The organism is Kitasatospora sp. NPDC057223, assembly GCF_042669755.1.
Classification (GTDB): domain Bacteria; phylum Actinomycetota; class Actinomycetes; order Streptomycetales; family Streptomycetaceae; genus Kitasatospora.
Window position 1 is genome coordinate 71,417 of record NZ_JBHUWW010000015.1, and the last position, 23,301, is coordinate 94,717.

At 73.8% G+C, this 23,301-nt stretch carries 21 protein-coding genes; 2 read left to right on the forward strand and 19 right to left on the reverse strand.

Going from position 1 to position 23,301, the window contains the following annotated elements; genetic code table 11:
- Nucleotides 1-361: 361 nt before the first annotated feature.
- From ACFUK0_RS08895 to ACFUK0_RS08965, 15 genes are all read right to left on the reverse strand, one after another.
- Nucleotides 362-1,027, reverse strand: a complete 666-nt coding sequence (locus tag ACFUK0_RS08895) for a hypothetical protein (RefSeq protein WP_380247699.1) — start codon at nt 1,025-1,027, stop codon at nt 362-364.
- 43 nt (nt 1,028-1,070) lie between these two features.
- Nucleotides 1,071-1,664: a hypothetical protein gene (locus ACFUK0_RS08900; protein ID WP_380247701.1), complete on the reverse strand. Its 594-nt coding sequence runs from the start codon at nt 1,662-1,664 to the stop codon at nt 1,071-1,073.
- A gap of 9 nt (nt 1,665-1,673) precedes the next feature.
- Nucleotides 1,674-2,315, reverse strand: a complete 642-nt coding sequence (locus ACFUK0_RS08905; protein ID WP_380247703.1) for a hypothetical protein — start codon at nt 2,313-2,315, stop codon at nt 1,674-1,676.
- Nucleotides 2,316-2,339: 24 nt separating this feature from the next.
- A complete protein-coding gene (locus ACFUK0_RS08910) occupies nt 2,340-2,861 on the reverse strand; it encodes a hypothetical protein (protein WP_380247704.1) in 522 nt (173 codons plus the stop codon).
- Entirely contained in the window at nt 2,858-4,141 is a 1,284-nt protein-coding gene (locus tag ACFUK0_RS08915; RefSeq protein WP_380247706.1) for an MlaD family protein, read from the reverse strand. Before ACFUK0_RS08915 ends, ACFUK0_RS08910 begins: the two co-directional genes overlap by 4 nt.
- Complete coding sequence (locus tag ACFUK0_RS08920; RefSeq protein WP_380247708.1) at nt 4,141-5,403, reverse strand: MCE family protein; 1,263 nt, start codon at nt 5,401-5,403, stop codon at nt 4,141-4,143. Before ACFUK0_RS08920 ends, ACFUK0_RS08915 begins: the two co-directional genes overlap by 1 nt.
- On the reverse strand, nt 5,400-6,626 hold the full coding sequence (locus ACFUK0_RS08925; protein ID WP_380247710.1) for an MCE family protein: 1,227 nt from the start codon (nt 6,624-6,626) through the stop codon (nt 5,400-5,402). The genes ACFUK0_RS08920 and ACFUK0_RS08925 overlap by 4 nt, the downstream gene beginning before the upstream one ends.
- Nucleotides 6,627-6,661: 35 nt before the next feature.
- Nucleotides 6,662-7,720, reverse strand: a complete 1,059-nt coding sequence (locus ACFUK0_RS08930; RefSeq protein WP_380247712.1) for an MCE family protein — start codon at nt 7,718-7,720, stop codon at nt 6,662-6,664.
- The gene (locus ACFUK0_RS08935; protein ID WP_380247714.1) at nt 7,717-8,751 is read right to left on the reverse strand and encodes an MCE family protein; all 1,035 of its coding nucleotides are present in this window, start codon (nt 8,749-8,751) and stop codon (nt 7,717-7,719) included. The genes ACFUK0_RS08930 and ACFUK0_RS08935 overlap by 4 nt, the downstream gene beginning before the upstream one ends.
- Nucleotides 8,748-10,034, reverse strand: a complete 1,287-nt coding sequence (locus ACFUK0_RS08940; RefSeq protein ID WP_380247716.1) for an MCE family protein — start codon at nt 10,032-10,034, stop codon at nt 8,748-8,750. The genes ACFUK0_RS08935 and ACFUK0_RS08940 overlap by 4 nt, the downstream gene beginning before the upstream one ends.
- Complete coding sequence (locus ACFUK0_RS08945) at nt 10,031-10,909, reverse strand: MlaE family ABC transporter permease (protein ID WP_380247718.1); 879 nt, start codon at nt 10,907-10,909, stop codon at nt 10,031-10,033. The genes ACFUK0_RS08940 and ACFUK0_RS08945 overlap by 4 nt, the downstream gene beginning before the upstream one ends.
- Before the next feature lie 2 nt (nt 10,910-10,911).
- Nucleotides 10,912-11,766: an MlaE family ABC transporter permease gene (locus ACFUK0_RS08950; protein WP_380247720.1), complete on the reverse strand. Its 855-nt coding sequence runs from the start codon at nt 11,764-11,766 to the stop codon at nt 10,912-10,914.
- Nucleotides 11,688-12,671, reverse strand: a complete 984-nt coding sequence (locus tag ACFUK0_RS08955; protein ID WP_380247722.1) for an ABC transporter ATP-binding protein — start codon at nt 12,669-12,671, stop codon at nt 11,688-11,690. The genes ACFUK0_RS08950 and ACFUK0_RS08955 overlap by 79 nt, the downstream gene beginning before the upstream one ends.
- 57 nt (nt 12,672-12,728) lie before the next feature.
- Nucleotides 12,729-14,441 carry a DUF6801 domain-containing protein gene (locus tag ACFUK0_RS08960; RefSeq protein ID WP_380247723.1) on the reverse strand — a complete coding sequence of 571 codons (1,713 nt, stop codon included), beginning with the start codon at nt 14,439-14,441 and terminating at the stop codon, nt 12,729-12,731.
- A gap of 353 nt (nt 14,442-14,794) precedes the next feature.
- Nucleotides 14,795-15,418 (reverse strand): hypothetical protein, encoded by a 624-nt coding sequence (locus tag ACFUK0_RS08965; RefSeq protein WP_380247725.1) that lies wholly within the window; start codon nt 15,416-15,418, stop codon nt 14,795-14,797.
- Between the two features lie 527 nt (nt 15,419-15,945).
- Between ACFUK0_RS08965 and ACFUK0_RS08970 the strand changes: the two genes are divergently transcribed.
- Entirely contained in the window at nt 15,946-17,157 is a 1,212-nt protein-coding gene (locus ACFUK0_RS08970) for a helix-turn-helix domain-containing protein (RefSeq protein ID WP_380247726.1), read from the forward strand.
- Nucleotides 17,158-17,186: 29 nt separating this feature from the next.
- Here the strand turns inward: ACFUK0_RS08970 and ACFUK0_RS08975 are convergent, their stop codons facing one another.
- The 3 genes from ACFUK0_RS08975 to def form a co-directional block, all read right to left on the reverse strand.
- The gene (locus ACFUK0_RS08975; protein WP_380247728.1) at nt 17,187-18,677 is read right to left on the reverse strand and encodes an RsmB/NOP family class I SAM-dependent RNA methyltransferase; all 1,491 of its coding nucleotides are present in this window, start codon (nt 18,675-18,677) and stop codon (nt 17,187-17,189) included.
- A 69-nt stretch (nt 18,678-18,746) separates the two neighbouring features.
- Nucleotides 18,747-19,682: a methionyl-tRNA formyltransferase gene (fmt, locus tag ACFUK0_RS08980; protein WP_380247730.1), complete on the reverse strand. Its 936-nt coding sequence runs from the start codon at nt 19,680-19,682 to the stop codon at nt 18,747-18,749.
- Nucleotides 19,683-19,731: 49 nt separating this feature from the next.
- Nucleotides 19,732-20,277, reverse strand: coding sequence for a peptide deformylase (def, locus tag ACFUK0_RS08985; RefSeq protein WP_380247732.1), 546 nt, complete (start codon nt 20,275-20,277; stop codon nt 19,732-19,734).
- Nucleotides 20,278-20,547: 270 nt separating this feature from the next.
- On the opposite strand from def, the gene ACFUK0_RS08990 reads away from it, so the two are divergent.
- Nucleotides 20,548-21,111 (forward strand): hypothetical protein, encoded by a 564-nt coding sequence (locus ACFUK0_RS08990; protein WP_380247733.1) that lies wholly within the window; start codon nt 20,548-20,550, stop codon nt 21,109-21,111.
- 44 nt (nt 21,112-21,155) lie between these two features.
- Here ACFUK0_RS08990 and ACFUK0_RS08995 read toward each other — a convergent pair whose 3' ends face one another.
- Nucleotides 21,156-23,234: a primosomal protein N' gene (locus ACFUK0_RS08995; protein ID WP_380247735.1), complete on the reverse strand. Its 2,079-nt coding sequence runs from the start codon at nt 23,232-23,234 to the stop codon at nt 21,156-21,158.
- Nucleotides 23,235-23,301: the final 67 nt, after the last annotated feature.

The following is a 23,301-nucleotide window of genomic DNA, read 5'->3' on the forward strand; positions in this document are numbered from 1 at the left end:
CCCGAGGCGGGCGCCAAGACCCCCCTGATACGACGCCGCGTCGTAGTCAGGCCGGACGATCACACGCTCGGAGCCCGCCGGATTACCCCTGTCATTCCATCCCAAACCACCCATTTCGGGCAGGTTTTTCGGTCGGCTCGACGCTCCCGACCTGCACGTATCACTCGGCCCACCCCCCAAACCTCCACAGGCACCTCTTCAGGGCCGAACCGGCGGCCCGCACCCCGCCCGCGACCGGCGGGCGGTCAACTACGCAGGTCCGTACTCCCCGATCCGCTGTGAGGACCCTCACCCGCCGACTGACCGATATGTCCGAATCGGGCCGGCTTTCCGGGTCGTCGCGACCGCCTTATGGGGAGCTTCAGCGCGCGAAGGTGTCGATTCCGGCGATCTTCCAGACCCCGTCCCGGCGCACGGCGTCCACGGTGAACGCGGCTGCCGCGAACGTCGATCCGGCGCTCCTGGCGCCCTCGGCGGTGCTGGTGCTCCGCTGGTCGGCGTAGACCAGCACGCGTGCACGGTCGCCGTCGATCAGCTCCACGCCGCTGCCCGTCACCGTCGTGGTGAGCACGAGCTTCTGCGGTACGGCCTGGGCCCGAACCTCGGCGAGCATCGTGGCGTACTGCTCCACGGCCGCACCGACCAGCATCCGCCGGGCCGCCTCGTCGCTCCGGGCCGCGTCGGCGTAGTTGTAGGAGAAGACGGCGTCGACCGCCTGCGAGACGGCCCCCTTCAGCTCGCTCGTCCGGGCGGTGTCGGTGAGCGCACGGTTGTGGACGGACGCGCCGGCCCGCAGGTCGGCCGCCCGGCCCAGCGCCAGGGCGGCGAATCCGCCGAGCAGGACGGTGAGCAGCGCGAGAGCGAGGGCCAGGGAGGGGACACGGCGGCGCGGCCGTACCGATCCGGCCTCGGCCTCGGGAGCGGGCGCTGCCGGCGCCACGGCCGCTGCGGGCCCGCCCCGGAGCGCGCGGCTCCCGATCACGGCCAGGCGGCGTTGACGGTTGACGAGGTGGCGGGTCGTCGACATGAACGGTGCTCCTCTCTCTCGTGCGCTTCAGTTCTCGTGCGCTTCAGTGGCCGTCGGACGGTGGAAGAGGGGACGGCAGAGGGGACGGCTGGTCCGTCGCCGGGGCGCCGTCGCCCATCGGTGCCTGGCCGAGGGCGCTGAGCTTCCAGCCGCTGGGCGTGCGGGTGAGTTCGCCGAGCATCCGGCTGTCCTTGGTGGCCGGCGCGCTGTCCGGCACCTGGACGGTGATCCTGAGCGCGATCATCACTGCGGCCCGCCCGGCCCGGTCGTCCAGCTCGGTGACTGCGCCCGAGAGGGCCCTGGCCGTAGTGACCGTCCGGGCCTTCGTCACCTGGCTCTCGAACTGGGCCCGGCCCTGCACCAGCTGGTCGTGGAGACCGCCGGTGGTGGAGCTCTCCCACAGGTCGAGGCCCCTGGCGAGATCCCGGTGGTCCAGGGTGTTCATGTTCTGGGCCGCCTGCTCGCCCGCCGCGAGAACCTGGTCGCGGGCCCGGCCGTAGGCGGCCGCGTCATCGTGCGCGGCCGTGAACCAGGACCAGCCGGCCCAGGCCGCCAGGCCTGCCGCCAGTACCGCCAGGGTGCAGGCCACCGCCACCACGGGGTTCCCGGCCGGCCGCCACATCCGCAAGTGCTTCATCGTCGTCCCCTACCGGGCCTTGAGATCGGTGATCCGCCAGTGGCCGCCGTCGAGCCGGGCGGTCACCGACAGCTGGGCTGCCGCCACGGTCGCGGGAGCGCCCTCGCGCTGCGCGGTCTGGTCCAGATAGACCAGCAACTGCGCGTGGCCGGCAGTGAGCCGGACCACCCCGATCCGGACGACCCGGGTGGTGAGGGTGAGCCGCTGTTCGGCCACCCGCCGGCGCAGCTCGTCCATCAGGGCCCGGTACTGCGCGGCGGCGGTGTCGTCGAGCACGTCCCGCGCGGCGGTCGTCGTGGCGTCCGTGTCGGTCGGGGAGTAGGAGAACACCCTGGCCAGTGCCGCTCCGACCTCGCCGGTGAGGCGCCCGCCGGCCGCCGTGTCGACGAGGGCGAGGTTGGCGGTGTCCGCCGACTCCCGTACCTCGGCACCGAGCCGGAGGAATCCGCCGCCTGCCGCCAGGAGCAGCGCCACCAGCAGCGGAACCACCGCCCGCCGCCACCGGCGCGGAGCGGCCGGCGCCTCCTGCGGAGCGGCCGAGGACGCGGTTTCCGGAGCGTCCGAGGACACGGTCTCCGGAGGCTCCGTAGGTGCGGACGTGGGACTGTCGGAGGGTGCGGGCGCCGGAGTGTCGACCTCTGCTGTGCTCACACGTTCGTCCTTTCGGCATTCGGCTCAGCCCTGCGTCACGGGGGCGGCGGCCACGGGCACGGCGGAGAGGGTGGTGATCCGCCAGCCCGAGGGGGTGCGTTCGAGGCCGGCCTCGAAGCGTTTGCGGTCGGTGCTCGGGGCTCCCCCGGCCTTCGGCGTGACCTGGACCTCCACGGTGGCGATCAGCTTCGCCGTGCCGGCCCGCAGGTCGAGGGCCGTGACGGCGGAGTCCGTGACGGTGCCGCGCGCGGAGGCGCCGGACTGCTGCAGGGCGGTGCGGTCGGCGTCGGTGGTGCGCTGCATCTGGTCGTGCAGCGGACCGGCGGTCGCGTCGAGCCGCTGCCGCAGCCAGTCGTCGATGTGCTGCGTGTCGACGCTGTTCAGCCGGGTGATCTCCTGCCCGCCTACGGACCGGACGGTGTCACGGGCGCGCGCGTGGGCCACGGTGTCGTCCGCGCGGGCCTGGGCGTATGACCGGGCGGCCAGGGCGCAGAACAGGGCGGCGGCGATCAGGACGGCCCACCGTGCGGTGTGTCGAAGGGTCATCGGGCGTCCTCCCCCGGTCCGAGCAGGCCGAGCAGGCCGCGCAGGTCGGTCGGGGCACCCTGCGGTACGGCGGGCAGGGCCAGCGGTCCGGGCAGCGCGGGGGCTGCGGCGGCGGCGCCCGGGGCCGCGGTGGCCGGCAGGAGCGCGCCCGGCCGGGCGGGCTCCTGCACCGCGGCGGTCGGCGCGTTCGCGGAACCGCGCACGTCGATGCCGGTCCCCGGCGCCGAGGTGCAGCGTGCGGAGGTGTTGAACGCCGGAGCCGCACCGACGTCGAGCCCGTTGCGGCGGGTGGTGTCGCCGTAGCCCGCGGTGCAGGGCAGCGGGCTGAAGAAGGTCAGCGCCATGCCGACCCGCAGGCCCTTCTCGTCCACCGCCGTGGCCCCGGCCGCGGCGACTGCGGGCAGCCGGACGAGGAGTTCCTCGATTCCGCGCTGACGGGTCACCGCGATGTCGGACGTGGTGAGGAGGTTCGCGAGCAGCACGCTCAGCCCGGGGTCGAGGTCGCGGAGCAGCGCGCTCACCTCTCCCGCTGCCGACGGCCCGGCGGCGATGACGCGGCGCAGGTCGGCGTCGGAGGAGTTGAGCTGCTCGGCGAGCCTGCGCGCGTCGGCGGCGAAGGACCTGATGGCCGCGCCCTCGTCGGCCTGGGTGTCGAGCACCGTCCGGGCGTCCACCAGCAGGGTGGTGTTGCCGGGCAGGGCGGCGTCGGCGGCGGCGATGAAGCGGCTGCTGTTGTCCAGCAGCGCCTTGAGGTTGGCGTCCTGGCCGACGAAGGCCTGCCCGAACTCGTCGACGACGGTACGCAGGGACTGCAGCGGAACGGAGGTGGTGAGCCTGTCCACGCTGGTGAGCAGATTCGTCACGGGGGCGGGCGTACGGGTGTCCTGCTCCGCGACGGTCGAGCCGTCCGCGAGGTACGGGCCGTCGTCGGTGCTCGGGCGCAGGTCGATGTACTGCTCGCCGACGGCGGACAGGTTGGCGACGACCGCCTCCAGCCGGGCGGGGATGCGCGGAGCCGAGTCGTCGATCCGCAGCTCGGCCCGGACGCCGCTCCCGGTGAGGACGATCGGGCCGACGCGTCCGACGGAGACGCCGCGGTAGGTCACGTCGGCGTGTTCGAAGAGTCCGCCCGTCTCGGGCAGTTCGACCTGGACGACGTAGTAGCCGCGCATGCCGACGTAGCGCCCGAGGTCGGCATAGCGGACGGCGATGAAGCCGAGGACGAGAACGGCGACGAGAAGGAACGCGATGTTCCGCAGACGGGTGCCCAGGGTGAGCATCAGCGGCCCTCCCCGGTACGGGTGCCGGTGGCGGGGGCGGAGGCGGGAGCGGACTCGGTGAAGGAGGGCAGCGGGACGGGCGGCGCCTTGCGCACCGCGCCCTCGGCACCCGGCTCCGGTTCCGTGCCCGGGTCCGTGCCCGGGTCCGTGCCGGGATCGGTACCCGGGTCCGTCCCGGGGTCGGTGCCCGGGTCGGGGGTCGGCTCCGGGGTCGGCTCGGGTGGCGGCGGGTAGGCGTTGTCCTCGGCGGCGAGCTCCGGGATGATCCGGGTGCCGGGGGCGGCCGTGAGGTCGAGGTAGGCGTTGAGGTAGTCGCCCTTCACCCCGCGCAGCACCTCGTCCGTGAACGGGTAGGTGGCCAGCACCTGGAGCGAGTCGGGCAGCGACTTCCCGGCGTCGGCGAGGCGTTGGAGGGTGGGCGCGAGCGCCCTGAGGTCGGCGACCATGTCGTCCTTGGTCCGGTTGACGGTGTCCACGGCGGTCCCGGAGAGGGTGTCCAGCGACTGGAGCATCGTGACGAGTGAACCGCGCTGCTCCTCCAGGACTTTCAGTCCCGGTGCGAGGTCGGTGAGCATGACGGCGATCTGCCGGTTGCGGCCGGCCAGGGTGGCGGAGAGGCGATTGACCCCGTCGAGCGCGTCGGTGATGTCCTGCTTGTGCGCGTCGAGTTGGGTCACCATGGTGTCGACCTGGGTGAGCAGCGAGCGGACCTGCGACTCGTTGCCGGCCAGTGCCTTGTTCAACTCGACGGTGATCGTCCTCAGTTGGTCGATGCCACCGCCGTTGAGGAGCATCGAGAGCGCGCCGAGGACTTCCTCGGCCTCCGCACTGCGGTTGGTCCGGTCCACCGGGATGACCGAGCCGTCGCCGAGAGCGCCCAAGGCGCCCTGCCGGTCCGGCGGCGGCGTCAGCTGGACGTACTTCTCGCCGAGCAGGCTGGACTGTTCCAGCAGGGCGTAGGAGTTCGCGGGCAGCCGGACGTCACCGTTGATCCTCATGCTGACGACGGCCGACCAGTCGCCGGGGGCGAGGGTGATGGCGGTGACCCGGCCGACGGGTACGTCGTCGACCTTCACGGCGGACTGCGGAACCAGGCTGAGGGCGTTGGCGAAGTGGGCCTTGATCTCGTACGGGTGGCCGCCGAGGTCGGCGCCGCCGGGCAGCGCCACGTTCTGCACGCCGGTGATGCCGAAGGAGCAGCCGGCCAGCGTGAGGCCGGCGGCCAGCATGGCGGTGGCGACGGTCGCGGTGCGCCGATTCATCGGGTCACCCCCTCGGTGGGCCCGGCCGTGGGTTCCGTCCCCGGGTCGGTCGGCTCGGCGCTCGGCTCCCGGGTCGGCTCGGCGCTCGGCTCGGGGCTCGGCTCGTCACCGGGCCCGTCACCCGGATCGTCCGTGGGCTCCGGGCTCGGCTCAGGGCTCGCGGACGGGCTGGGCAGCGGCGTCGGAGCGGTGTCGACGGGCGGCAGCGGCCACGGGAGGGTGCCTGCTCCGGCGGGCCCGATGGCGGTACTGATCTCGTTGAGGTTGGCGCGGCCGTCGATCGTCCGGCGCACCGGGTCGTAGGCACGGAGCAGGTTGTCGGCTGCGAGCGGTGCGGTGTCGAGGAGTTCGGCGAGCGAGGCCCGCTGGTCGACGAGCGACTGGGTGATCGGGACGAGCTTGTCCACGGTGGCTCTGAGCCTGGCCCGGTTGTCCTGGATGAAGGTCTTGACCTGGCCCAGTGCGACGGCGAGCTGCTCCAGGGCGGCGCCGAGATCCTGCCGGTCGGCGGCCAGGAAGCCGGTGACCGTGGAGAGTTGGTCGGCGGCGTCCCGGATCCTGCCGTCGTTGTCCTTGAGCATCGTGGTGAAGGACTGGAGCGCGGAGAGGGTGGCGAACAGGTCGTCGCTGCGGCCGGAGAGGGTCCGGGCGGCCTGGCCGAGCTGGTCGATGGTGTCGCCCATCGCCCTGCCGTTGCCCGCGAGGTTCTGCGCACCGGCGTCCAGCAGCCGGGAGAGGCTGCCGGTGGCGTTGGCGCCGTCCGGGCCGAGGGCGTCGCTCAGCCGGGTGATGCTCTCGTAGAGCTGGTCCACCTCCACCGGCGCGGCGGTGCGCTCGGCCGGAATGACGGCGTGGTCGGCGAGTTGGGGTCCGCCGGTGTAGGCGGGGGTGAGCTGGACGTACCGGTCGGCGACCACGCTGGGTGCGACGACGACCGCGCCCGCGTCGGCGGGTACGGCCACCCCCGCGTCGAGGGTCAGGCTGACCTCGACCCGCGTTCCCCGGGGTTCGACGGCGTCGACCGTGCCGACCCTGACTCCCAGGATCCGCAGGTCGGAGCCGGCGTAGACACCGACCGTGTGGTCGAACCAGGCGGTGAAGTGCCGGCCCGACGAGCCCGGGCCGGCCCGGAATCCGGCGGTGCTGCCGCCCGCCAGGGTGGTGAGGGCGACGGCCAGGGTGACGCCCGCGACGAGCGGGTGCCTCCTGCGGGTCGTCCGCATCGGTGACCACCTTCTCAGGGCCTGTGACCGCCTCATCAGCGCGCTTCCCGGGGTTGGGTGGGCATGCACCCGGTCTCCGGCGGGGTGCCGGCGGGCAGGTAGTTCTTCGGGACGAGTCCGCACAGGTAGCTGTCGAACCAGCGGCCGCTGCCGAGGGTGTTGCCCACCAGCCGGTAGTAGGGCCCGGCGAGGGCGAGGGCCTGGTCGAGGCCGGTCTGGTTGGCGCGCAGCACGGTGGTGACCCGGTCGAGGGCGTCGAGGGTGGGCGCGAGCTGCCCGGTGTTGTCCTGGATCAGGCCGGTGAGCTGGGTGCTGAGGTCCCTGGTGCCGGTGAGCAGCGCGTGGATGGCGTCGCGGCGCCGCCGCAGTTCGCCGAGCAGCAGGTTGCCGTCGGAGAGCAGGGTCTCGATCCGGTCGTTCTGGTCGGCGAGGGTGCCGGTGAGCTGTTTGCTGCCGGCCAGGAGGCGGGCGAGCTGGGCGTCCCGGCCGGCGATCGTCCGGGAGAGGGCGGAGAGGCCGTCGACGGCGCCGCGTACCGAGGCCGGGGTGTCCTTGAAGGTGTCGGCGATGGTCTGGAAGCTCTGCGAGAGCTGCTGGGCGTCGAGGGCGCCGAGGGTCTGGCCGAGCCCGTCCAGTGCCCTGGTGACGTCGTACGGCGAGGTGGTGCGGGTCAGCGGGATCCGGGTGGCCGGGTCCTGTGCGGCGGTGCCGAGCGGGTCGAGGGCCAGGTACTTCTCGCCGAGCAGCGTCCTGATGCCGATGGCGGCGGTGCTGGCGTCGCCGATCCAGGTGCCGCGGACCTTGAAGGTGACCTTCACCCGGTTGCCGTCCAGGGCCACGGCGGTGACCTTGCCGACCTTCACGCCCGCGACCCGTACCTCGTTGCCGGTGCGCAGCCCGGCGGCCTCGGTGAAGTCGGCGCGGTAGGTGGTGCCGCCGCCGGTGACGGGCAGTGAGTCGGCCCGGTAGGCGGCGACGGCGACGAGGGCGAGCAGGAGCAGGCCGACCGCGCCGACGAGGACGGGGTTGCGGTCCCGGAGGGGTCTGACGATCGGGCGGCCCCTGCGGGAGGTGCGGGTGCTGGTGCTGGTCATCCGGTGCTGCACCTCGCTTCGGTGCTCGTGATGCCGGTGGGCGGCGCGCTGCCGTCCGCTGCGGCGACGCCGCTGACGGTGGCCTGGCAGAGGTAGAGGTTGAACCAGGAGCCGTAGGAGGCGGCCCGGCCGATGGCCCGCATCTTCTCGGGGGTCTGCCGCAGGAAGTTCTCCAACTGCGGTGTGCCGTCGGCGAGGTTGGCCGAGAGCCGGCCGAGCTGGCCGATGCTGTCCTTGAGCGGTGCCCGGCCGTCCTGGAGGAGTCCGGTGGTGCTCGCGGTGAGTGCGGCGATCGCGGTGACGGACTGCCCGATGGGTTCGCGGTCGCCGGCGAAGCCGGTCACCAGTTGCCGGAGGGTGGCGACCAGGTCCCGGAAGCCGCTCTCGCGGTCGTTGACGGTGGCGAGGACGGAGTTGAGGTTGTCGACGACCTGGCCGATCACCTGGTCCTTGCCGGCCAGGGTGCCGGTGAGCGAGCCCATGGTGCGCAGCAGGCTGTCGACGGTGCCGCCCTCGCCCTGGAGCACCTGGACGATCTCCCCGGCCAGTTGGTTGACGTCCTGGGGCGACAGGCCCTGGAAGAGCGGTTGGAACCCGTCGAAGAGCTGGGTGAGGTCGAGCGCGGGAGTGGTGCGCTCCAGCGGGATGGTGTCGCCGGGGGTGAGGCTGCGGTCGACCGGTCCGGCGCCCTGCCCGAGGTCGAGGTAGCGCTGCCCGACCAGGTTGAGGTACTTGACGGCGGCGGTGGCGGAGGCGGGCAGCGGGCGGTCCCTGGCGACCGAGAAGCGCACTTCGGCGAGCCGCCGGTCGACCACCCGGATGCTGTCGACCCGGCCGACCTTGACCCCGGCGATCCGCACGCTGTCGCCGGCGGTGAGTCCGGTGGTGTCGCTGAAGCGGGCGTGGTAGCCGACGGTGTCCCCGACGCCGGTGCCGGCGATGCTGAACGCCAGTGCGGTGGTGGCGAGTACGGTCACGATGACGAACACGACCGACTTGGCGAGCGGGCCCGCGATGCTTCGTCGTCTCACCGGAGTGTCACCTCCGCGCCCCGCAGGACGGGGCCGGCCAGCAGACTGCTCCAGTCCGGCAGGGCCTGGGGGGTGGTGTTCATGCCGGGGGCCAGCAGCTCGTTGACAAGGGCGTTCTCCTGCGGGGAGTTGGGCAGGCCTGCGGCGGCCGGGCCGGTGGTGGCGGGTACGGGGGTGGTCGCGGAGTCCGTCGGCCGCTCCCCGGCTCCGGTGTAGGGGACGGAGTAGCAGGCCGGGCCGCCGCTCGCCCGGTAGACCGGGGTGTCCTGGCCGGGCAGGTAACTGCCGCGCGCCGGCACGGTGGTGACGGTGAGGTGCAGACCGGGCAGGTCGGTGCCCTTGCCCAGGGCCTGGTCCATGACGGGCACGAACGCGGCCAGGGTGCTGAGCGTGCAGGGGAAGGACGGCGCGTACTCGGCGAGCAGGTCGAGGGTGGTCCGGCTGTCGGTGCTCAGCCGGATCAGGTTGTCCTTGTTCTGCCGCAGGAAGGTCGTGAGGTCCTGCGCGGCGGTGCTGGTCGCGCCGTAGAGGGCGGCGAGGCCGTTCTGCTGCTGGGCGATGGTGCGGCTGGTGCGGGTGAAGTCCGTGAGTGCCTGGACGATGTCGGGGGCGGCCCGGTCGTAGAGCCGGCTGACCTCGACGAGCCGTTCGATGTCGTCGGTGAGGACGGGCAGTTCGGGGTTGAGCCGGGTGAGGTAGCCGTTCAGCTGGGTGAGCGTGGCGCCGAGCTGCGCACCGCGTCCGTCCAGGGCGGTGGCGACGGCGTTGAGGGTGGCGGAGAGCTTCTCCGGCTGGACGGCGGTGAGCAGTGGCATCAGGTGGTCGAGGACCTGCTGGAGCTCGACGGCGTTGGCGGAGCGGTCGCGCGGGATGACGGCGCCCGGGGCGAGGGTCCGGCCGGTGGTGGCGGTGGCCGGGACGAGGGCAACGAACCGCTCGCCGAACAGGGTGGTGGGCAGCAGCTGCGCGGAGACGTCGCCGGGTATCTGCCGCAGGCGGACCGGGTCGATGTCGAGGACGAGGCGGGCGCCGTCGCCGGTCGAGGTGATGTCGCGGACCCGGCCGACCACGACGCCGCGCAGCTTCACGTCGGCGTTGACGTGCATCTCGTGGCCGACGCTGCCCGCTTCGACGGTGACGGTCGCCGTGTCGGTGAACTTCTTGTCGTAGACGGCGACGGCGAGCCAGGCGAGCAGGACGGGCGCCATCAGGAAGGCGAGGCCGGCGAGCCTGCGGCGGGCGGCGGGCGTGCGGCGGCGGGGCCGCGCCGGGGCGGCGGTCATCCGGCCACCCGCACCGTCGTGGTCGCGCCCCAGATCGCCAGGCTCAGGAAGAAGTCGCTGATGCTGATGATGACGATCGCGTTGCGGACGGAGCGGCCGACGGCGATGCCGACTCCGGCGGGCCCGCCCTGGGCGCGGTAGCCGTAGTAGCAGTGCGCGAGGATCACGATCACGCTGAAGACCAGGACCTTGAGGCCGGACAGCAGGACGTCCACCGGGGAGAGGAACAGGTTGAAGTAGTGGTCGTAGGTGCCCGCCGACTGGCCGTTGACGAACACCGTGACGGCCCGGGAGGCGACGTAGGAGCTGAGCAGCCCGATGCCGTACAGGGGGATGATCGCGGCCACCCCGGCGATGATCCTGGTGGTGACGAGGTACGGCATGCTGCGGATGCCCATGCCCTCCAGCGCGTCGATCTCCTCGTTGATCCGCATGGCGCCGAGCTGGGCGGTGAAGCCCGCGCCGACGGTCGCGGACAGCGCCAGGCCGGCCACCAGCGGCGCGATCTCGCGGGTGTTGAAGTACGCCGAGATGAAGCCGGTGAACGCGGTGGTGCCGAGTTCGTTCATCGCGGCGTAGCCCTGCAGGCCGACCACGGTGCCGGTGAAGAGGGTCATGCCGATCATCACGCCGACGGTGCCGCCGATGACGCCGAGGCCGCCGCTGCCGAACGCCACCTCGGCGAGCAGGCGTTGGACCTCGCCGAGGTAACGGCGCAGGGTCCGGGGGATCCACAGCACGGCGGCGAGGTGGAACAGCAGGTGGTCGCCGGTCTCGTCCAGGAAGGCGAGCCCCCGCCGGGGCGGCCGGGGCTCGGCCGGGTCCCGCGGGTCATCCTCGGGGCTGCTGCCGGGACGCTTGTCGAGGAGTGCCATGCTCAGGCTCCCTTCTGCGGGACGAGTTGCAGGTAGACGGCCGTGAGCACCATGTTGAGGAAGAACAGCAGCAGGAACGTGATGACCACGGACTGGTTGACGGCGTCCCCGACGCCCTTGGGCCCACCACGGGGGTTGAGGCCCCGGTAGGCCGCGACGACTCCGGCGACGAAGCCGAAGACCAGTGCCTTGAACTCGCTGATGTACAGGTCCGGCAGCTGGGCGAGGGCGGAGAAGCTGGAGAGGTAGGCGCCGGGTGTGCCGTGCTGCAGGACGACGTTGAAGAAGTAGCCGCCGAGCGTGCCGACCACCGAGACCAGTCCGTTCAGCAGGACGGCCACCAGCATGGTCGCCAGCACACGCGGTACGACGAGGCGTTGGACGGGCGAGACGCCCATCACCGCCATCGCGTCGAGCTCCTCGCGGATCGTGCGCGAGCCCAGGTCGGCGCAGATCGCCGCTCCCCCGGCCCCGGCGATGAGCAGCGCGACGATCAGCGGGCTGGCCTGCTGGACGACGGCGAGCACGCTGGCTCCGCCGGTGAACGACTGCGCACCCAACTGCTGGGCGAGCGAGCCGACCTGGAGGGCGATGACGGCCCCGAACGGGATCGAGACCAGGGCGGCGGGCAGGATCGTCACGCTGGCGACGAACCAGAACTGCTCGATCAGCTCGCGCACCTGGAACGGGCGCCGGAACGTCTCGCGCACGGTGGTGGCGGACAGCGCGAACAGCCGGCCGCTCTGCCGCAGCGGCCCCGCCAGCCGGGCGGCGGCGCTCACGCCGGCTCTCCCCGGTCCGGCACGGGGGCGGCGGCGCGCAGCGCTTCGCGGGCGGGGCCGGGCAGTTGGTCCCACATCCGCAGCGCCCTGGCCCGGCGGCGCCCGACCGCGGACCGGTCCGGCAGGCCGGCGGACGGCTGCAGTTGCGGAGCGAGGGCCCGCGGCGGCTCCGGCAGCGCGGCGGCGCCGCGCCGCTCGCCGGCCAGGGTGGCCTCGTCCTTCTCCTCCGACATCCCGATCGGCCCCTCCCGGCGGCCGGTGAGGAACTGCCGCACGACGGGCTCCTCGCTGGTGAGGAGCAGCTCCCGGGGGCCGAAGGCGACCAGCCGCCGGCGGAAGAGCATGCCCAGGTTGTCCGGCACGGTGGACGCGATGTCGAGGTTGTGGGTGACGATCAGCATGGTCGCGTCGGTCTGCGCGTTGAGGTCGATGAGCAGTTGCGACAGGTACGAGGTGCGGACGGGGTCGAGTCCGGAGTCGGGTTCGTCGCAGAGGATGATCTGCGGGTCGAGGACGAGTGCGCGGGCCAGTCCGGCGCGTTTGCGCATGCCGCCGGAGATCTGGCCCGGGAGCTTGCGCTCGGCGCCGACCAGGCCGACCATCTCCATCCGCTCCATCACGATGCGGCGGATGTCCCGCTCCCTGGTGCGGGTGTGCTCCCGCAGCGGGAAGGCGATGTTGTCGAAGAGGCTCATCGAGCCGAAGAGCGCACCGTCCTGGAACATCAGGCCGAACAGCTTGCGGGCCTCGTAGATGTCCCGTTCGGGGCTGTTCACCATGTCGACGCCGTTGACGAGGACCCGGCCGCGCTCCGGCTTGAGCAACCCGATGACGGATTTCAGGAACACCGTCTTGCCGGTGCCCGAGGGGCCGAGCAGCACGCTGACCTCGCCGGGCGGCAGCGTGAGCGAGACGTCCTGCCAGACGGTCTGTCGACCGAACGACTTTGTCAGACCTTCGACGATCACTTCGATTCCCATGACACCTCCCGATGGTGTGAACGAGACCTGTCGGCCGGGCCGGCAAGGGCGTTGGGGTCAGCGGTGCGGCGGGGCGGGCATCTCGACCTCCGGCAGGCATCCGTTCGGCTGGTCGCTGGTGGGAGTGCACAGGGCGCCCTGGATGAAGTTGAGCGAGTTCCCGGCGCCGGAGACCGCCGCCGTGAACAGGGCGCTCAGGTCCTCCCCGTTGCCGCCCCGGCAGCCGGTGAACGGGGGGATGACGAGGTTCCCGGACGACAGCGGGCCGCCGGTCTGCACGGTGTAGTCGGGTCTGCCGTCGTCGTCGGTGATCCCGCTGTCCTGGCGTCCGGTGAGGGTGAGGTCGATCGGCGCGGCCGCGTGGCAGTCCGGGCCGACGTCCAGCGGCGTGCCGTTGACCGAGACGTCGTCCAGGCTGAGCGCCTGGTAGCCGCCGACGGTCGTGATCACCGGCTGGTCCCAGTCCGAGTTGCCGATCACGGTGAAGGTCAGCGGTCCGAGCGGGGTGAGTTTCATCCTGGCGGTCACCGGCATGAACCCGAAGGTGAGGAAAGTCGCCTCGGCCGGGGGGAGTTCGAGGCTGCCGATGCCGTCCACCTCGACGTACCCGGGGCTCCCGTCCTCCGTCCAGAGCATGACGATCCGCTTGTGCATGTCCACCCGGACGAGGGCCGGGGCCTGCCGGGGGTCGTTCACGAGGGCGGCCGCGCCGAGCTTGCCGACGTTGGCGTAGCCGACGGCGTAGGCGCAGGCCGGTACCGGCTCGAACGGGTCGGCCCCGGGCATCGGCAGCACGATCGCGCCCTCGGGCACCTTCGGCAGCCGCCGCGGGTCCAGCTCGCCCGCCGGGGCCGGCGGGCATTCGCTGACCCCGGAGTGCACGGGGCCCTCGACGGTGATGGTGCCCTCCGGCGCGGGGGCCGCGGCCGGCGGTGCGACGAGTTGGGCCGCCGGCCGGGAGGCCGACGCGGCGGGAGCCGACAGCGGCGCGGACGGAGCCGGGGCACCGCCCGTCGGAGCGGCGGACGGAGTGGCCCGGGTGGGGGTCGCGGAGCCGGCGGGCGAGGCGGGCGCAGAGGCCGGCCGGGAGGTGGAGGGCGACGGTGTGCCCGGCGGCCTCGACCCCGAGGGTGACGCCGTGCCCGGCGACGGCAACCCCGACGGCGTGCCCGACGGCGGCGCCTGGGCCACCACCGGTACGGTGCCCAACCGGGCTTGCTGCTGGGCTTTCTGGGTACAGTCCACGACGGTCTCGGCCGCACCGCCGAGCAGTCCGAGGGTGAGGCCGGCGGCGGTGAAGGTGACGTCGCCCGGCGCGGACACCGTCACCGGTGCGACCGGCCCGCTGAAGGTGAGCACCAGGTCGTCGGCGCCGGTGAGCGGGACCGCCGGGGCGGTGAGGCCCGACCAGTCGGCGTCCGCCTTCGAAGTCCCCTGTGCCACCAGGGCCCTGAGCGAACCTCGGCCGGCGACGGCCTCCGTGCCGGCGGGCAGGGCCGCGGCGGCGGCCGCCCCGGACATCGCGACGGTCGCCGTCAGCGGACCGGGCTGGACGGGCCGGCCGGCCTCCCCGCCGGCCGGGTAGGACTGCGCGAGCGTGACCCGTACCTCCTGCGGCCCCTGGGCGAACGCGCAGGTGTACAGCAGCCGGAGCCCGCCGTCCGGCCCGTCGGCCGACGAGGCCGCCGCCGGCAGCAGCCCCGCCAGCAGCGCGACGGCCGCGACCCCCGCCGGACGCCAGTTGCGGCGCCGGGCCACTGCTTCCGTCATCGCGGTACTCCTCTGGCTCGCTCGCCGGACCGGCCCGGGGGGCCGTCGGACCGGATGCATTCGGATCGGACACGTTCGCAGCGCCGCCGGAAGGAAAGCACCGGGGCCGAACTGCTCAGGGCACTGGACAGTACGGGCCGGTAACAAGAAGCGACAAGTGATCGAACCCCGGAGAATTCCGCGACTTCGCGGGAGCCGTATTTCTTGTCACCGATTGACAATCCGGCCGCGGAATCTTGTCCTCCGTTGAGTGCTCGCCGGGTGCACGGCACCCCGCCGCCGGGGGGTGTCCGGCTGCGGGGTGCCGTGGCGGATGCCCGGGCCCGGGAGGACGACGGGCCCGGGCCGCCGGGTCAGGGCGAGGTGATCGCCTGCGGGGCGGCGAGCGCGTAGCCGGCGTTGTAGGTGGCGGCGTCGCCGTTGTTGATCAGCCCGAGGCAGGTGCCCGAGACGTTGTACGCGTGCAGGTCGCCGCCGCTGAGGGTCAGCGTGCTGTTGGAGTTGGTGTACGTGCCGGTGAGGGTGGCCGCGGTGGTGCTGGTCGGGCCGTAGAAGTCGGCGGTGCAGCCGGCGCCGCTGATGTGGGCCTTGACGCCGGTGAGGGTGCCGGTGGTGGTGCCCGTGGCGGCGTTGTACGACAAGGCGTTGAGGGTCCAGGGCAGGCCCTGCGGGGTGACCGTGAAGGTGATGCCCAGCGGGCCGGAGCAACTCGCCCAGCTGACCGAGGTGATGGTGGCGATGGCGACGCCGGACAGGCCGCTGCCGACCGCGATGTTGCCGGCCGCGGCGGAGGAGGTGCAGGTGAGCTTGGTGCCGGTCTTGGTGTCGGTGAGCTTCGGCGAGAGTGCCTTCGCGGTGAACGCACCGCCGGGGCTGGTGCTCCAGGTGGGGGCGGCGGACGCGGGGCTCGCGGCGAGGCCGGCGGCTGCGGTGAATGCCGCGGCGACGACCAGACCGCTCTTGGTGAACTTGCGCACGATTGATCCTTTCAGGGAGGGTGGGGGACCCGGAGAACGGGAAGTCCGGGCTGCTGGAGGGCGAATTCGAGGGAACTCGATTCCGCTCTCCCTGCCCTGCTGAACGGCGACGTTACGCATGGGTAACCCAGGCGGGCAACAGTCGCGGCGCAGATTCTTCGGGCGCACCTACCGGCGGGTATTCCCTTGTCATTCGAGCAGCAAATACCGGCGGGAATTTATAACCGAGCGAGCATTCCGGGCCACCCGGCGAAGCGGCCGACCAGCCACGACGGGACGGCCGCGCCGCCACCCGCGACCCGGGCCGCCGGGCGGCGGCGAGGTTTCCGTGTCGGGGGTACTGCGCTCCGCACACGCCGTGGTCTATCTTTCACGCAGCCGCGACACGTTGTACGCGACCCACTACCGTCAGGTCCGCCGCCCCCACCAGCCCCGGCGGCGGACCCGCCGACCGAACTTCCCCGCCCGCACCCGCCACCGGCCCCGGCCCGCGGCCCGCAGGGCGGCGAAGAGTCAGGGGGACAGGCATGGGCGTAGCCAGACCGCCGACGGAGCGGGGCGAGCCGATGGGCCCGATGCCGCGCGAGTTGGCCATGATCATGAGACCTGAACTCCCCAGCCTGCTCAAGGAGATGGCGAGTGAGATCATCGCCGCCATCCCCGAGTACAAGCCGCTGATGGACGGCCCCAACGCAAGGGTCATCCGGCTCGGCATCGAGCAGAACATCGCCGCCTTCGTCGACCAGATCGCCGTCCCCACCGCCACCACCGTGCTCCGGGACGACATCTGCCGCCGCTTCGGCCGGTTCGAGGCCTACGAGGGACGCAGCCTGGACATGCTCCAGGAGGCCTACCGGATCGGCTGCCAGACCGCACTGCGCCGGGCGCGGACGCTCGGCAAGCGCTACAGCCTGTCCGCCACCGTCATGCTGTCCTTCGCCGACGCCCTCTTCGTGTACATGGGTGACCTCGCCGCGCTGTCCCGCGAGGGCTATCTGCAGGCGATGGCCGAACTGGGCGAGGAGCCGGACAACCGGCGCCGGCAGTTGCTGCGGCGGATCCTCACCGGCTCGTCGGTGGCCCGCCGGGCGCTCGCCGAGCTGGCCGAGCACGCCGCCTGGCCCTTACCGGCCGAGGTCACCATGGTCGCTCTCGAAGCCGGGTCCGATCCGCCGACCGCTTTGCTGGACAAGGACGTTCTGCTCGACCTCAACATCCCCGAGCCGCATCTGCTCGTCCCCGGGGCGCTCACCGCCGAACGCCGGGCCATGCTGGACCGGGCGCTGGAGGGCAGCCGGGCGGCCTACGGCCTCACCACCCCGCTGGCCGAGGCCGCGCACTCGCTGCGCTGGGCCCGGCACGCGCTGGCCCTGGCGGCGGCCGGCATCATCGAGGACCGTCCGGTGCTGGACGGCGCCGACCACCTGCTGTCGCTGTGGCTGCTGGGCGATCCCGCGCTGGTCCAGCAGTTGGCGAAGCGCTACCTCGGCCCGCTCGCCGCCCTCACCCCGGCCCAGCAGGGCCGGCTCGTCGACACCCTGCTGACCTGGCTCACCACCCGCGGCACGGCCGCCCAGATGGCCCGGCTCCTCGGGGTGCACCCGCAGACCGTGCGCTACCGGATGCGCATCCTGGACCGTGCCTTCGGGGAGCAACTGGCCGACCCGGACGACCGGTTCGCGACCGAGGTGGCGCTGCGCGCCCTGCACGCGCAGCAACGCGGCCGGCCGCCCGGGTGACCGGGGGCCGGCCGGGGGCGCGCCCGGTGTCAGGCCGTGCGGCGCAGCAGGGCCAGGTACATCGCGTCGGTGCCGTGCAGGTGCGGCCAGAGCTGGACGTCCGGGCCGTCGCCGAGGGCAGGGACGCCGGGCAGCAGCGGGCGGGCGTCGATCCACTCCAGCCGGCCGCCCTCCTCGCGCAGCACGTCGTCGACCACGGCGCGGGTCTCGGCGAGGTGCGGCGAGCAGGTCGCGTAGCCGACCACGCCGCCGATCCGGGTGGCGGCGACGGCGCCGCGCAGCAGGTCCCGCTGGAGCGGGCCGAAGGCGGCGATGTCCTCGGGGCGGCGGCGCCAGCGGGCCTCCGGGCGGCGGCGCAGGGCGCCGAGGCCGGAGCAGGGCACATCGACCAGCACGCGGTCGAAGCTGCCGGGCCGCCAGGCGGGCTTGAGGCCGTCGGCGGCGATCACGGTGTAGGGGCCGGGGTTGCCGTCGAGGGCGCGCGCGACCAGCTTGGCGCGGTGCGGCTGCTTCTCGCTGGCGACGAGGGCGGCGCCGCGCTGCGCGGCGAGGGCGGCGAGCAGGGCGGCCTTGCCGCCGGGGCCGGCGCAGCCGTCCAGCCAGAGGCGGTCGGCGCCCTCCAGCGGGGCGGCGGCGAGGGCGAGGGCGACCAGCTGGCTGCCCTCGTCCTGGACGCCGACGCGGTTCTCCTTGACGGCCTCGACGCCGCCGGGGTCGCCGCCCTCGGCGAGCCGCACCGCGTACGGGGACCAGCGGCCGGGGGTCGACTCGGGCAGTGCCTCGGTCAGCTCCTGGGCGGTCGCGCGCCCGGGGCGGGCGACGAGGGTGACCTCGGGGCGCTCGTTGTCCGCCGTGAGGAGTTCTTCGATCGCGGTGCGCCCGGCGGCGTCGGGCTGCCAGCGGCCGAGCGAGTCCCACAGGGCGGAGACGACCCAGCGCGGGTGGGAGTGGACGACGGCGAGGTGGTCCTCGGCGTCCTTCTCGTACGGCGGGGCGACCTGGGCGATCCAGGCCGCCATGTCCTGGGCGCTGATCCGGCGCAGGACGGCGTTGACGAACTTGGCCTTGCCGTCGCCGAGCACCGCGCGGGCCAGCTCGACCGTCGCGGAGACGGCGGCGTGGCTGGGGATGCGGGTGGTGAGCAGCTGGTGCGCGCCGAGCGAGAGCACGTCGAGGACGGGCGGGTCGACCTCGCGCAGCGGCCGGTCGATGCAGGCCGCGATGACGGCGTCGTAGGTGCCCTGGAGTCGCAGGGTGCCGTAGACGAGTTCGGTGGCGAGGGCGGCGTCGCGCCGGTCGAGGTTGTGCTTCTGCTCGGCCTCGCGGAGCAGCGAGGGCAGGATCAGGTTGGCGTACGCGTCGCGCTCGTCGACGGCGCGCAGCGCGCGGAAGGCGACCATCCGCGCCGGGTCCTTCTTCGGGCGGCGGTGCGGGCGAGGGGGGCGCTTGGCGCCGGAGGTCCGGGGAGTGCCGCTGGTCCGGGGAGTGCCGGAGCCGCTGGGGGTGCTGGGGGTGCTCACGTGGTGCCTCAATGTGCTGCGGGTGTACGGATGGTCCGGCCGGTGAAACAGTAAAGCTAAACCTGAGGATCAGAGTCCGAGCTGCTCGCCGGACTCGATGCGGGCCCCCCGGGCCCAGTCTGCCGCGCGCATCGGCTTCTTGCCCTGCGGCTGGACCTCGCCGAGTTCGACCTCGTGACTGCCGGTGCCGACCCGCAGGCTGTTCTTCTCCACCGCGAGCACGCCGGGCGCCAGCTCGGCGCTGCCGGCCAGCAGCCGGACCGGGCCGGAGAGCTTGAGCCGCTCGCCCCGGAACGTCGTCCAGGCGCCGGGGGCCGGGGCGCAGCCGCGCACCACACGGTCGATCCGCAGGGCCGGGTGGGCCCAGTCGATCCGGGCGTCCTCGACGGTGATCTTCGGGGCCAGGGTGACGCCGTCGGCGGGCTGCGGGACGGCGCTCAGGCCGCCGTCCTCGATGCCGTCCATGGTCGCGGTCAGCAGGCGGGCGCCGGAGTGCGCGAGCCGGGTGAGCAGTTCACCGCTGGTGTCCGTGGGACGGATCTCCTCGGTGATGACACCGAAGACCGGCCCGGAGTCGAGCCCCTGCTCGATCAGAAAGGTCGACGCGCCGGTGACCTCGTCCCCGGCCATCACGGCGTGCTGCACAGGGGCGGCGCCGCGCCAGGCCGGCAGCAGCGAGAAGTGCAGGTTGACCCAGCCGTGCTTCGGGACCTCCAGCGCACCGGGGCGGATCAGCGCGCCGTACGCCACCACCGGGCAGCAGTCCGGAGCGATCTCGGCGAGCCGGGCCAGGAACTCCGGGTCGCCCGGCTTCGCGGGCTTGAGGATCTCGATCCCGGCCTCCTCCGCGCGCTGCGCGACGGGGCTGGCGACCAGCTTGCGCCCGCGCCCGGCGGGGGCGTCCGGGCGGGTGACCACCGCGACGACCTCGTGCCGGTCGGAGGCCAGCAGGGCGTCCAGGGCGGGAACGGCGACCTCGGGGGTGCCGGCGAAGACGAGGCGCATCAAGGGCCTTCCGGGTAGGGGGCTGGGCGGGGAGAACGGTGACGGAGGGTCAGCGGGCGCTGCCGAAGGTGCTGTGCGGGGAGATCCGGACGGCCGGGGCCGGCCCGTCGCCCCACTCGGACTCCCGGATCGCCTTGAGGGCGGCCTTGCGCCGCTCGCGGTCGAGGCGGTCGATGAAGATGATGCCGTCGAGGTGGTCGGTCTCGTGCTGGATGCAGCGGGCGAGCAGTTCGGTGCCCTCGACGGTGACCGGGTCGCCGTACATGGTGAAGCCCCTGGCGACCACGCCGTACGCGCGCCTGGTGTCGAAGCGCAGGCCGGGCAATGAGAGGCAGCCCTCGGGGCCGTCCTGCTCCTCGTCGGTGAGGCTCAGGTCCGGGTTGACCAGGTGCCCGGTGACGCCGTCCACGTGGTAGGTGAACACCCGCAGTGAGACGCCGAGTTGGGGCGCCGCCAGGCCGGCGCCGGGGGCGTCGAGCATGGTGTCGGTGAGGTCCTTGACCAGGGTGCGCAGTTCCTTGTCGAAGGTGGTCACCGGCTGTGCGGTGGCCCGCAGGACGGGGTCACCGAAGATGCGGATCGGCTGGATCGGCACGGTGGCGGACTCCTGTCGGGGCGGTTCCGGACGGCTGGCAGATGACAAGTCTATGCAATCCGTCCGGGCCTCCGGTCCGCCCCCGCAAGCCCGTGCGAACGGGCTCCGGGTGTTCTGGCATATCCCGAGTCTGCCCGGCTGCGTGACCCCGGCCCCTGCTGCCGCGTTGGTCAAGTGAGATTGACCGAGTGGGTTTGACCGAGTGGGACGGATCGGGGCGCGGCTGACCGCCCCGGCCGAGCTGACCGTACGGAAGGTGGCACGTAGGCCATGGCCGAGCAGATCAATCACGACGCCCGGGCGCGGGCGAGCCTGCACCTGCTGGTGCGGGACATCGAGCGGGTGCGGCGGCAGGTCGACGCGCTGCGGACCCTCACCGCGCAGTTGGGCAACGTCTACCGCCCCCGGCGGCCCAGCACCTCGGCGGGGTTCGTGGTGTACGGGCGGGCGCCCGCGCCCACGGTGCGCCTGGCGCAGGAGCTGCGCGAGAGCGTGGAGACGCTGGTCGCGGCGGCGGTCGAGTTCGACCGGGCGCTGGGCTTCTCCTGGGACTCCGTGGGCTCCGCCCTCGGTGTCACCAAGCAGGCCGTGCACCGGCGCTACGGCATGCGGCGGCCCGCCGGCGAGCTGCTGGCGGCCGGAGCCGTCCCGGCCCCGGCCGGCCCCGGCCGGGGCGAGCGCGCCGAGGAGGTGGTGGCGGCCGCACCGGGAGCCCTGGGCGGCCCGGCGGTGGGCGCCGGCGGCCCGGGCTCCGGCCCGTCCGGCCTGGCCGTGACCGTCCCGGCGGCCCGCCAGGGCGGCCTGAACCGGTCGGGCCTGCCGCTGCGGGGCTGAGGAACGGCGGACCGCCGAGCCGGGTCACCCCGGCTGGGCGGTCCTCAGCCGATGTCCAGCGGGTCGATCCGCACCTTCACCGGGTCGGGCGTCCGAAGCGCGATCCGGGCGATCTGCGCCGCCTTGAGCGCGGCGGCCAGCGCCGATCCCTGCCCGGGCGGCACCCGCAGCAGGGCCCGCTCGACCTCCTCGCCCCGCCCGCCGGGCACCGGGACCGGACCGAGCACGTCGGCGCCCTCCGGCAGCCGGACCAGCCCGAGCAGATCCTCGACGGCGGCCGGGGAGCCGGTCACCGAGGCCATCCGGGAGACCGGCGGGAAGTGCAGCTGGGCCCGCTCCTCCAGTTCGATCGCGGCGTGCCCCGCCGGGTCCCACCGCACGAGCGCCTGGACGGGCCGGGCGCTCGGCTCCGCGACCACCACGACCGTGCCGCCCTCGGCGGCCGGCCGGACCAGCCCGGCCGCCGTGAGCCAGAGCCGCAGCGTCTCCTCCCCCGCCCGCAGGTCGGGGCGGCTCAGCAGGGCCCAGCCGTCGAGCAGCAGGGCGGCCGCGTAGCCGCCCTCGGCGACCGGTTCGGCGCCGGGTGTGGAGATCACCAGGGCGGGCTCGGCCGGGACGGAGAGCAGCACGGCGTCCCGGCCCGACGTCCGGACCGGGATCCGCGGGAAGGCCTTGCCCAGCTCCTCCGCCGTCCGCCGGGCGCCGACCACCTGGGCCCGCAGCCGGAACGAGCCGCACTCGGTGCAGTGCCAGGAGGCCTCGGCCTCCCCGCACCAGCCGCAGCGCAGCGGCTCGGCGGCGGACGCGGCCTCCAGCGGGCCCTCGCAGTGCCGGCAGCGGGCGGGGTGCCGGCAGCGCCCGCAGGCCAGCCTGGGGACGTAGCCGCGCCTGGGCACCTGGATCAGCACCGGGCCCGACGCCAGTGCGTCCCGCGCGACCTGCCAGGCGATGCTGGGCAGCCGGGCGGCCTGGGCGGCGGCGTCCCGGGCCTGGTCCAGGTCGCTGACGGTACGCACGCGGGGGGCCACCTCGCGGACGGTCGCCCGCTCGGCGGCCAGCGGCCGGGCCCAGCCCGTGTTGACGAGCTGCGCGCCCTCCACGGTGACCGCGAGCCCCCCGAGCAGCACGGCCGCCCCCTCCTCGGCCGCGCGCAGCAGCGCGACGTCCCGCACGTGCGGGTGCGGGGCGCGCGGGTCGGAGTGGCTCCCGTCGCCGTCCGACCAGACGACCACCAGGCCGAGGTCCCGGACGGGGGCGAACATCGTCGCCCGGGTGCCGACGGCCGCCCGCACCGAGCCCCGGCTGACGGCCAGCCACCGCCGGTAGCGCTCCTTGGGGCCCAGGTCGGCGGCGAGCGTCGCGTGCCGGCCGCCGCCGAGCAGGTCGGTGAGCGCCTCGTCGACCCGGGCGGTGGAGCGCCCGTCGGGCAGCACGACAAGCGCGCCGCGCCCGCCGGCCAGCGTGGCGGCGACCGCCCGGGCGATCTCCTGCGGCCAGGTCGGGCCGGGCAGCGCCGTCCACACCGCGCGGGGCGCGTGGCCGTCGGCGAGCGCCGTCAGGTAGTCGGGCCCCTGCGGGTAGCGGCTCCAGCTGCCGGGCTCGGGCGCGGCGGGCGGCGCCAGGGCGGGCGGGGAGGGCTCGGCCTCCGCCTTGGCGTGGCGGGGCGGCACGGCGAGCTGGAGGACGTCGGCGAGGGTGCCCGCGTAGCGGTCGGCGACGGTGCGGCAGAGCCGCAGCAGCTCGGGGGTGAGCACGGGCTCGGGCGACAGCACCTGGGCGAGCGGCGCGAGCGGGCCCGCGTAGTCACTGGCCGCGCGGCGCTCGACGATGAAGCCGTCGTGCAGCTCCCCGCCCTCGCGCCGGCCGTTCACCACGCGCGCCCCGAAACGCACCCGGACGCGGACGCCCGGCACCGCGTCGTCGGCGAGGTTGGCGGGCACCGCGTAGTCGAAGAACTGGTCGAGGTGGAGCAGCCCCTTGTCGACCAGCACCCGGGCGACCGGCAGGTGCTCGGCCCGCTGGGCGCCCAGCCAGGTACGCGGCTTCGCGCGGCGGACCGTCTCGCGGATGAACGCGAGCTGCTCCGGCGCCCCGCTCCCTCCGGCCTCGTCTGTGCTGCTCATCGCTCCAAGTACTACCACCTGGGACTGACAGAACACGCCAGGCGGCGGCCGCCCCGGTGGTCCGGGG